The sequence below is a fragment of the Tamlana crocina genome (assembly GCF_012037625.1).
The window spans coordinates 1-372 of record NZ_JAAVJS010000453.1; the positions used below are offsets into that span (position 1 = coordinate 1).

The window sequence follows — 372 nt, forward strand, 5'->3', positions numbered from 1 at the left end:
CAGACCTGTTGGGAAAAGAGCTGCCACCAAGCTCATCGTTAACATGGAAGTTATCGAAAAAGAGATGGAAATGAGCGACGGCGTAACTTACGTGTACTGGACATTTGATGGCACAGTTCCCGGAAGTTTCATCCGTACCAGAGTTGGGGATGAGGTTGAATTCCACTTCAAGAACCACCCCGACTCAAAATCACCTCACAACATTGACCTTCACGCAGTGACCGGTCCCGGGGGTGGAGCCGAATCTTCTTTCGTAGCTCCTGGGCATGAAGCAGTATTTACCTTTAAGACAATGAATCCCGGTTTATATGTTTACCACTGTGCTACTGCACCGGTTGGAATGCATATCGCGAACGGAATGTACGGTCTTAT

General features: G+C 48.1%; 1 protein-coding gene. It reads left to right on the forward strand.

Annotated features, from left to right (window positions below):
- The coding region (locus HC176_RS17560) for a multicopper oxidase domain-containing protein (RefSeq protein WP_167920297.1) at positions 1–372 on the forward strand (372 nt) is incomplete at both ends.